This window comes from Catalinimonas locisalis, from assembly GCF_038039535.1.
In the GTDB taxonomy this organism is placed as follows: domain Bacteria; phylum Bacteroidota; class Bacteroidia; order Cytophagales; family Cyclobacteriaceae; genus Catalinimonas.
Window position 1 is genome coordinate 1 of the sequence record NZ_JBBPHP010000093.1, and the last position, 2,343, is coordinate 2,343.

The window sequence follows — 2,343 nt, forward strand, 5'->3', positions numbered from 1 at the left end:
GTATCCGTCCGGCGGTCTACATATTGTTTTTGAAGTTCTGAGGGTATAGATCCCTGATGTTTTTATGATTGATGGCCATGATGTTTTCCAGCGTATGCTTGAGCCAGAGATATGGATTAACTTCATGTTTTTTGCAGATGGCCAGAAAAGAGTAAATCATGGCAGCTCTTTTCGCGGCATCATGTGATCCGCAGAACAGATAATTTTTTCTACCCAGAGCCACAGGTCTAATGGCATTTTCTACCAAGTTGTTGTCAATTTCAAGTATGCCATCATAGAGGTAAACTGAGAGAGCATTCCAGCGTTCTATGCTGTATCTAAAGGCTTTGCCAATCTGACTTTTAGGAAAAGTAGTTTTTACTTCTTCACTAATCCACTTACCCAATGCATTGATAACAGGCAGCGCTTTTTCCAGCCGTAGTTCTTTTCGCTCTTGAGCAGTAAACTTCCCCTCTCTTGCCTTTGCTTCTACAGCATAAAGCTGCTGGATCAGCCTCAGAGCTATTTGAGACTGAGCCTTATTATTATCTAAAGCTTTCTCAAACTCCCTTCGGGTATGAGCCCAACAGGCAAGATGCATCACTTCTGTTTGTTTTCCTATCTTCTCATATACAGCATACCCATCGGTTTGCAGATAGCCTTTGAAGTGTTGCAATATTTTCACGGGACCTTTGGCGCCACGTGTAGGTTGATAATCAAAGAGCACTGTCTTATCTATGGGACTATGATATACCCAATAATACCCCTGATGGCAGGCTCCTTTTTTATTACTGTCCAGTACTTTGATGGGGTCCACCGTGGACGCGGTCTCATCGACCTGCAGATATCCCTTGATCTTAGTATCTTCCACTAAATGCTCATACAGGATTGAGAGCCGCTCCATGGCCTGTCTGGCCCAGCCTTCCAGGGTGGAAGCAGCTATGGGTATATTTTCTCTCAAGAACCTCTGTCTTTGCCTATAAAGCGGCAAGTGGTCGGCATACTTATCCACTAGTATGCTAGCTAAAAGACCGGGTCCTGGAATACCTTTTTCTATTATCCGCTCAGGAAGCTGACCTATGATTACACCTTCTTTGTTTTTAGTAGCATACTTGTAGCGAATATAGCGACGGATAAAGAAACGAGCAGGTATGCATTCTAATTCCTCGGTGACTTCTTTACCTATACACACCATCTCGGACAGATCACCTTCCGGATAAATCTCTACCTCTTCTACGGGTAAATGATCCGGCAAAGCTACTCTTCCTTTGTGTGCAGAGGGCTGTTGCTTCTTGCGAACGTATGCAATCTTTTCGGTGAACTGCTCTGCTCGCTGCTTAATCTGCTCTGCTGATGGTTCAAAAGGTAGGCTGAGTTGATCAGGATTTTCAATCGGATCGCCGAAGCGAACGCTCCCGCTTCTGGCCGAAGAGCATACGCTGTAGCTGAGCTACTTGGACTTTGAGATAATTTACTTCTTCTTCTTTTTCCTGCACAGCCTTTTCCCTTTTGCTTAGCAGCAGGATCAACTCTTGTTTTGACAGGTTTTCTAAGGCCGTATTCACTGACTAAAAATACAGAATAGATATCATAAAAAAGCTCTTTTTCATCAAGAAAACTGACTTTTTTTACCCTGAAAAGCGAAGCTTTTGCTGTATCTGCTGCACCTGCACTCCTTCTATCATCAGCACTAACTCTGGCCAGGATAAAGCTGTACCGGAATGGCTGTTATCAACAGCAGATAGCTTAGGTAAAGTAAATACACCCTGCTCTAGTCGCTTGTAGTACAAGACAAAGCCTCCCGCGTGGCGTCCACTCTTTCCCAATGCAGTAATTTGATGCAGTTCCTGCGCCTGTTTACAAAAACAAATACTTCTCCACTGGCTGGATTTCTGCCTAATTCATTTATTACCAATCCACTCAAAGAATTAAAGCCGCGCCACGGGGGCTTTTGCGCATATCACAGGCAGCATGGTAGAGATAGTAGGTATGGGAAGACCCCAGACTCAGCATCAGTAAAGTCTGATCAAAGCACTGATCGTTGACAGGTCTGTCTGAGTGATTTTCAGCCTTACTCCATTGGGATAGAAAACCTCTACTTGATCCTTGAGCAAAGGTGTTGTGGGCTCTATCTTGAGAAAAGCTTCTTTGGAATTTTCACTTAATCGCTTTTTTTTGATCCAGTAACTGAAGGTGGAGGTTTTGATGCCCTGCTCCAGGCAAAATTCTTTTTGTGATTTACCGCTCCTGTGAAAATATTCTACCAGGTTAAGCATTTTTTCTTGCTGTTCCATAAATTGGTATTTCTAACAAAAGTACTCCCTCTGTCATTGCAAGAAAACATGTACTTGGACGGGTGGATAC

General features: G+C 43.5%; 3 protein-coding genes and 1 pseudogene. All 4 read right to left on the reverse strand.

The features are described 5' to 3' along the window. Window positions 1-16: 16 nt before the first annotated feature. Window positions 17-1,544: pseudogene (gene tnpC, locus WJR50_RS33920) on the reverse strand (IS66 family transposase). Window positions 1,545-1,607: 63 nt separating this feature from the next. Next, window positions 1,608-1,805, reverse strand: a complete 198-nt coding sequence (tnpB, locus tag WJR50_RS33925) for an IS66 family insertion sequence element accessory protein TnpB (protein WP_341297763.1) — start codon at window positions 1,803-1,805, stop codon at window positions 1,608-1,610. Continuing rightward, window positions 1,751-1,903, reverse strand: a complete 153-nt coding sequence (gene tnpB, locus WJR50_RS34355) for an IS66 family insertion sequence element accessory protein TnpB (protein ID WP_445223519.1) — start codon at window positions 1,901-1,903, stop codon at window positions 1,751-1,753. Before tnpB (WJR50_RS34355) ends, tnpB (WJR50_RS33925) begins: the two co-directional genes overlap by 55 nt. An 88-nt stretch (window positions 1,904-1,991) precedes the next feature. Further along, on the reverse strand, window positions 1,992-2,273 hold the full coding sequence (gene tnpA, locus WJR50_RS33930) for an IS66 family insertion sequence element accessory protein TnpA (protein ID WP_341297764.1): 282 nt from the start codon (window positions 2,271-2,273) through the stop codon (window positions 1,992-1,994). Window positions 2,274-2,343 lie beyond the last annotated feature (70 nt).